The organism is Kitasatospora sp. SolWspMP-SS2h, assembly GCF_003259315.1.
GTDB classification, from domain to species: Bacteria; Actinomycetota; Actinomycetes; order Streptomycetales; family Streptomycetaceae; genus Kitasatospora; species Kitasatospora fiedleri.
The window spans coordinates 81,773-88,300 of sequence record NZ_QLLT01000027.1 but is presented as its reverse complement, the minus strand read 5'-3'; the positions used below and the strand labels follow the sequence as shown (position 1 = coordinate 88,300).

At 72.5% G+C, this 6,528-nt stretch carries 8 protein-coding genes and 2 tRNA genes; 8 read left to right on the top strand and 2 right to left on the bottom strand.

The window, feature by feature from the left end:
* Nucleotides 1–73: transfer RNA gene (locus tag K353_RS27890), tRNA-Glu, on the top strand.
* 4 nt (nucleotides 74–77) lie between these two features.
* Nucleotides 78–152: transfer RNA gene (locus K353_RS27885), tRNA-Gln, on the top strand.
* Nucleotides 153–314: 162 nt separating this feature from the next.
* On the opposite strand, the gene K353_RS27880 is transcribed toward K353_RS27885, so the two are convergent.
* A complete protein-coding gene (locus K353_RS27880; RefSeq protein WP_100836239.1) occupies nucleotides 315–1,028 on the bottom strand; it encodes an IclR family transcriptional regulator in 714 nt (237 codons plus the stop codon).
* Between the two features lie 233 nt (nucleotides 1,029–1,261).
* Between K353_RS27880 and leuC the strand changes: the two genes are divergently transcribed.
* From leuC to K353_RS27860, 4 genes are all read left to right on the top strand, one after another.
* The gene (gene leuC, locus K353_RS27875; protein WP_111556271.1) at nucleotides 1,262–2,683 is read left to right on the top strand and encodes a 3-isopropylmalate dehydratase large subunit; all 1,422 of its coding nucleotides are present in this window, start codon (nucleotides 1,262–1,264) and stop codon (nucleotides 2,681–2,683) included.
* 3 nt (nucleotides 2,684–2,686) lie between these two features.
* The gene (gene leuD / locus K353_RS27870; protein ID WP_111556270.1) at nucleotides 2,687–3,283 is read left to right on the top strand and encodes a 3-isopropylmalate dehydratase small subunit; all 597 of its coding nucleotides are present in this window, start codon (nucleotides 2,687–2,689) and stop codon (nucleotides 3,281–3,283) included.
* Between the two features lie 134 nt (nucleotides 3,284–3,417).
* Nucleotides 3,418–3,708, top strand: coding sequence for a hypothetical protein (locus K353_RS27865; RefSeq protein ID WP_370447670.1), 291 nt, complete (start codon nucleotides 3,418–3,420; stop codon nucleotides 3,706–3,708).
* Between the two features lie 133 nt (nucleotides 3,709–3,841).
* Nucleotides 3,842–4,522, top strand: coding sequence for an HU family DNA-binding protein (locus K353_RS27860; RefSeq protein WP_100836236.1), 681 nt, complete (start codon nucleotides 3,842–3,844; stop codon nucleotides 4,520–4,522).
* A gap of 302 nt (nucleotides 4,523–4,824) precedes the next feature.
* Here the strand turns inward: K353_RS27860 and K353_RS27855 are convergent, their stop codons facing one another.
* Entirely contained in the window at nucleotides 4,825–5,565 is a 741-nt protein-coding gene (locus K353_RS27855) for a GntR family transcriptional regulator (RefSeq protein ID WP_111556269.1), read from the bottom strand.
* Nucleotides 5,566–5,705: 140 nt separating this feature from the next.
* On the opposite strand from K353_RS27855, the gene K353_RS27850 reads away from it, so the two are divergent.
* Together K353_RS27850 and K353_RS27845 are read left to right on the top strand one after the other, a co-directional pair.
* Nucleotides 5,706–5,963 (top strand): hypothetical protein, encoded by a 258-nt coding sequence (locus tag K353_RS27850; RefSeq protein ID WP_146616583.1) that lies wholly within the window; start codon nucleotides 5,706–5,708, stop codon nucleotides 5,961–5,963.
* On the top strand, nucleotides 5,960–6,352 hold the full coding sequence (locus tag K353_RS27845) for a hypothetical protein (RefSeq protein WP_100836233.1): 393 nt from the start codon (nucleotides 5,960–5,962) through the stop codon (nucleotides 6,350–6,352). Before K353_RS27850 ends, K353_RS27845 begins: the two co-directional genes overlap by 4 nt.
* Nucleotides 6,353–6,528 lie beyond the last annotated feature (176 nt).

The following is a 6,528-nucleotide window of genomic DNA, read 5'->3' as shown; positions in this document are numbered from 1 at the left end:
GCCCCCGTTGTGTAGTGGCCTAGCACGCCGCCCTCTCAAGGCGGTAGCGCCGGTTCGAATCCGGTCGGGGGTACTCATGGGGTATGGTGTAATTGGCAGCACGAGTGATTCTGGTTCATTTAGTCTAGGTTCGAGTCCTGGTACCCCAGCCAAGAAAAGCTCCACCGCGCAAGCTCCGGGAAACCGGGGCTTTTCTGCGTTTCCGCTCCTGCCGTGGTTCCGACCCCGTCCCTCCCCGTCCCTGCGCCCGCCCGGTCCGGACGCGCGACCGCCCTCCCGGCCGGGGGAGGCGGGAGGGCGGGGGCCGAGCCGGATCAGGTGCGGCGGAGTGCCTCGGTGAGGCGGTTGGCGGCCTCGATGATGGCCTGGGCGTGCAGACGGCCGGGGTGGCGGGTGAGGCGCTCGATCGGGCCGGAGACGGAGACCGAGGCGACGACCCGGTTGGACGGGCCGCGGACGGGGGCGGAGACCGAGGCGACGCCGGGCTCGCGCTCGCCGATGGACTGGGCCCAGCCCCGGCGGCGCACGCCGCTGAGCGCGGTGGCGGTGAAGCGGGCGCCCTGGAGGCCGCGGTGCAGGCGCTCCGGCTCCTCCCAGGCGAGCAGGACCTGCGCGGCGGAGCCGGCCTTCATCGGCAGCGTCGAGCCCACCGGCACGGTGTCGCGCAGACCGGACAGCCGCTCGGCGGCGGCCACGCAGATCCGCATCTCGCCCTGGCGGCGGTAGAGCTGGGCGCTCTCGCCGGTCACGTCCCGCAGGTGGGTGAGCACCGGGCCGGCGGCGGCCAGCAGCCGGTCCTCGCCGGCGGCGGCGGACAGCTCGGCGAGCCGGGGGCCGAGGATGAAGCGGCCCTGCATGTCGCGGGTGACCAGGCGGTGGTGTTCGAGTGCGACGGCGAGCCGGTGGGCCGTGGGCCGTGCCAGACCGGTGGCGGCGACCAGCCCCGCCAACGTGGCGGGGCCCGACTCCAGTGCGCTGAGCACCAGAGCGGCCTTGTCGAGAACGCCGACGCCGCTAGTGTTGTCCATGTCTCGATACTGCAGTCTCAATCAGCGAGACGCAAGTTCAATCTCCCGGGAAAAGCGCCACTCTTGGAGTCAGCAGCCCGGGAGACACCCAGGGCGGCACCCCACCACGGTGTCCGCATTCTGGACGGTCCGGCGTGCAGGTCGCGACTCCAAGCGAGCCTCACAGGGCGGCACGGGACAAGACCTCGACGATCACGAGAAGGCCGGCAGAGCGGCCGGCTGGAGGGAATCCGATGGGACGGACACTCGCAGAGAAGGTCTGGGACGACCACGTCGTCCGGCGCGCCGAGGGCGAGCCCGACCTGCTCTACATCGACCTGCACCTGCTGCACGAGGTGACCAGCCCGCAGGCGTTCGACGGCCTCCGGCTGGCCGGCCGCCCGGTGCGCCGGACCGATCTGACGATCGCCACCGAGGACCACAACACCCCGACCCTCGACATCGACAAGCCGATCGCCGACCCGGTCTCCCGGGTCCAGCTGGAGACGCTGCGCCGGAACGCCGCGGAGTTCGGCGTGCGCATCCACTCGCTGGGCGACGTCGAGCAGGGCGTGGTGCACGTGGTCGGCCCGCAGCTGGGCCTGACCCAGCCCGGCATGACCGTGGTCTGCGGCGACTCGCACACCTCCACCCACGGCGCCTTCGGCGCGCTGGCCTTCGGCATCGGCACCAGCCAGGTCGAGCACGTGCTGGCGACCCAGACCCTGCCGCTGGCCCCGTTCAAGACCATGGCGATCACCGTCGAGGGCGAGCTGCCCGAGGGCGTCACCGCCAAGGACCTGATCCTGGCCGTGATCGCCAAGATCGGCACCGGCGGCGGCCAGGGCTACGTCCTGGAGTACCGCGGCTCGGCGATCCGCAGCCTCTCCATGGAGGCCCGGATGACGGTCTGCAACATGTCCATCGAGGCGGGCGCCCGGGCCGGCATGATCGCCCCGGACCGCACCACCTTCGACTACCTCCAGGGCCGCCCGCACGCCCCGCAGGGCGAGGACTGGGACGCCGCGGTCGCCTACTGGGAGACCCTGGCCACCGACGAGGACGCGGTCTTCGACGCCGAGGTGTTCGTCGACGCCACCGAGCTGACCCCGTTCGTCACCTGGGGCACCAACCCGGGCCAGGGCGCGCCGCTGGGCGCCGACGTGCCGAACCCGGCCGACTTCGCGGACCCGCAGGAGCGGATCGCCGCCGAGAACGCCCTGAAGTACATGGGCCTGGAGGCCGGCACCCCGCTGCGCGAGGTCAAGGTCGACGCGGTCTTCGTCGGCTCCTGCACCAACGGCCGGATCGAGGACCTGCGGGCCGCCGCCGCCATCGTGGAGGGCCGCCGGATCGCCGAGGGCGTCCGGATGCTGGTCGTCCCGGGCTCCGTCCGGGTCGCCCTGCAGGCCGTCGAGGAGGGCCTGGACAAGGTCTTCACCGCCGCGGGCGCCGAGTGGCGGCACGCCGGCTGCTCGATGTGCCTGGGCATGAACCCGGACCAGCTGGCCCCGGGCGAGCGCTGCGCCTCCACCTCGAACCGCAACTTCGAGGGCCGCCAGGGCAAGGGCGGGCGCACCCACCTGGTCTCCCCCCAGGTGGCCGCGGCCACCGCGCTGGTGGGCCGTCTGGCCGCACCCGCGGACCTGTCCGACAACGTGGCCGTGGAGGTCTGAGCCATGGAGAAGTTCACCACCCACACCGGCCGGGCCGTCCCGCTGCGCCGCTCCAACGTGGACACCGACCAGATCATCCCGGCGCACTGGCTGAAGAAGGTCACCCGCTCGGGCTTCGAGGACGGCCTGTTCGAGGCCTGGCGCAAGGACGAGTCCTTCGTCCTGAACCTGCCCGAGCGCCGGGGCGCCACCGTCCTGGTCACCGGCCCCGAGTTCGGCACCGGCTCGTCCCGCGAGCACGCCGTCTGGGCGCTCCAGAACTACGGCTTCCAGGCCGTCATCTCCTCCCGCTTCGCCGACATCTTCCGCGGCAACTCGCTGAAGAACGGCCTGCTCACGGTGGTCCTGCCGCAGGAGACCGTGGAGCGGCTCTGGGCGCTGACCGAGGCCGACCCGACCGCCGAGATCACCGTCGACCTGGAGGCCCGCGAGGTCCGGGCCGAGGGCGTCACCGCCCCGTTCGACCTGGACGACAACGTCCGCTGGCGGCTGCTGAACGGCCTGGACGACATCAGCATCACCCTGCAGAATGAGCCCGACATCGCCGCGTTCGAGGCCGAGCGGCCCTCCTTCAAGCCGCGCACCCAGCCGGTCGCCTGAGTCACCGCTTTCTGACGCTCCGACAACAAGACCCGCCCCCCTCCGGGGCGGGTCTTCGTTGTTCGCAGGGGAGTTCGTCAGCCGGGAATAGACCCTGGTGTAGCGCAACTCCGCACAGATGGCACAATCGTTGCATGCACCACAGTCCCGAACCCCCGTACCAGGACGGCGAACCGGCGTCCGGGGACGGACAGGGCGGTGCTGCCGACTCGGAAGTCACCCTGCTCTACGCACTGGTGGCCGAGCGGTTGAAGCAAGCCCACGCCCGCGTTCACGCGCTGAACGTGTCGACGGACGCAAAGACCGCTCTCACCCGACAACTGCTGATCGTCACCGAGACCGCGAAGCGCGATCTCCCGGGGGCGGCACGGCGGTTGAGTCGCTTTGTGCAGGACCTCGACGAGGGGCGGATGCCTCCCCGGTGAGCACCTCCAAGCGCAAATCCATTGCGACACTAGGGTGATTCACGCGTTTGGTAATTGAAAGTCAGCAGATACATACCTAACGTGCGAAAAGAACGGATGGAATCATCCGGCGCCCGTTTCCGAAGGGGAAGACGTGAACAAGGCTCAGCTTGTCGAAGCGGTGGCCGAGCAGCTGGGCGGTCGCAAGGCTGCCGCAGAGGCCGTCGACGCAGTGCTCGACACCATGGTGCGTGCCGTCGTGGCGGGTGACCGCGTCTCGGTCACCGGTTTCGGCACCTTCGAGAAGGTGGAGCGCTCGGCGCGCTTCGCCCGCAACCCGCAGACCGGCGAGCGGGTCAAGGTCAAGAAGACCGCGGTGCCGCGGTTCCGCCCCGGCCAGGGCTTCAAGGACCTCGTCTCCGGCAGCAAGAAGCTGCCGAAGGACGGCCCGTCGGTCAAGAAGGCCCCCAAGGGCTCGCTCACCCCGGGCAAGTCCGGCGTGGCCGCCAGCCCGGCCGCCAAGCGCGCCGCCACCAAGCGCGCCGCCGCGGCCGGCACCGCCGCGACCAAGAAGACCGCCGCCAAGAAGACGGCCACCACGGCGACGGCCAAGAAGGCGGCCCCGGCGAAGACCGCGGTCAAGAAGGCCACCACCGCCAAGACCGCCGTGGCCAAGAAGACCAGCGCCGCGGCGACCAAGAAGGCCACCACCGCGGCCAAGAAGACCACCACCGCGGCGGCGGCCAAGAAGGCCACCGCCACCGCCAAGAAGACCGCTCCGGCGAAGAAGACCACCACGCGGAAGACCACCGCGCGCAAGTCCACCGCCAAGTAGTCGCCCCGCACCCGGCACCGGCCCGTTCGGCGCCGGGGCACCGGCCGCGACGGCTCCGGCCCGGTTCCCTCCCCGGGCCCGGACCGGCGCGGCCTTTTCCGCGTCCGCCGCGCCGCGCCGCATCGCGTCCGCCGCGCCGCGCCGCATCGCGTCCGCCGCGCCGCGCCGGGTCCGCCGCGCGCGTCGATCCCCGCGCGCGCCGATCTCCGCATTCGCCCGCCGGCCGGGCCGGGCTGAGCGGCCGTCGGCGCGACGCGGTGTCAGGCCGCCCCGCCGAACGGGGAAAAGCGCGCGGCCGGGAATTACTCCGGCACTTCCACCGGCAACTCGTAGCAGATCGCCCAGCGGGAATCCGGAATGACCAGATCCGCGGTCTCCACCGGCCGCCCGGAGTCGTCCAGGTACGTCCGCTCGACCAGCGTCACCAGGTCGCCGGCGGTGATCCCCAGCAGGCCCGCCTGCTCCGCGGTCGCCCGGGCCGGGCGCAGCCGCTCCACCGCGCGCGCCACCCGCACCCCGAGCGACGCCATCCGGGCCACCACGCCGCGGCCGTGCAGCGGACCGTACTCGGGCAGCAGCACCGGGGTGTCCCCGGTGAGGTCCATCGGCTCCCAGGAGTCGGCCAGTTGGGCGGTCCGGCCGTCCAGCAGGAACTCGTACCTGGTGTGCACCGTCAGCGTGCCCGGCTCGATCCGCAGCCGCCGCGCCACCCCGTCCGGGGCGGGCGTGCGGGCCGCCGACTCCGACTCCCAGCCGCCGTCCGGCACCAGCGAGGCCGGGAACGCCCCCGCCGTCCGCGACCGCATCATCGCCAGCCGCTCCACCGGCTCCCGGACGTAGGTGCCGGACCCGGTCCGGCCCTCCAGCAGCCCCTCCCCGATGAGCACCTCCTGGGCCCGCTGGAGCACGTTCGGCCCGACGCCGTAGCTCTGGGCCAGCCGGGCCCGGGACGGCAGCCGCTCGCCGACCGCCCACTCCCCGGCCGTCACCCGGCGGCGCAGGTGGTCCGCGATGCGGAGGTACGGCGGGTCCTGTGAGGGCATCTGGCGTCTCCCGGCGGAGGGCGATTCCCGCCGACGTGCGGCAGGACGGGTGATTCAGCTTGACAACCTAATGCATCAGGTGGAATCTAATGCCTTAGATTCACTATGAGTGACCAGTCGACCTCGGGGAGAGGCGTGGCGTGCGAAGCACGAGGGTGTTCGACCTTGCATCCGGGCTCGCCGCGGCCACCGGGGCCGAAGCCAGGATCATCCAGCTGCCCGACGGCGGTTACCGGGTGGAAGCCGAGCTCCAGGGCGACCCGGACCCGCGGGACCACCTCACGGTCCTCGACGTCCTCGCCGGTGCGGACCGCTACGGGCACCGCTACCGGGCCGGCGTCCACACCGTCTGGGCCGAACTCGACCCGCCATTCGACCCGCCCCAGGAGCCGCCGTGAAGAACGCGCCGCCCGGCTACACCGTCGGCATCGAGGAGATCACCGAACCGACCTCCTTCTTCTCGCTGGCGCCCGCGCTCTCCTCGCTCTGGCAGACCCTGCACGCCCTCCCGCTCGGCTGGACGCAGTTCGAGGCGTACCGCTACTTCTTCGGTCCGGGCGCGGTCGAGCGCACCGAGGCGTTCCTGCGCCGGGACGGCCGGTTGCAGCTCAGCTTCGCGCTCCTCGGCCGGACCAGGCTGATCAGCGTCGTCCCGGCGGCCCGCGGGCCGCTCCAACTGGCGCCCGCCCCGCTCAAGTTGCTCGACTCGCCGGAGGTCGCCGCGCTGCGGCTGGACGGCCCGGCCGTCCGGCCCGCCCCGGGCGCGCCGCGCCGGCGCAGCGCCTGACCGCCCGGCCCGCGGCGGGCGGGTGACGGCCGGTCAGCCGTCCGCGGGGTCCGGGAAGGTCTGGAGGGTGAGGAAGACCACCCGCCGGGCGGCGCCCTCGCCGGTGGTGCGGATGCGGACGCGCTGGCCGGGGCGCAGCAGCCGGAGGCCGCCGGCGTCGAAGGCGGGGGCGTCGA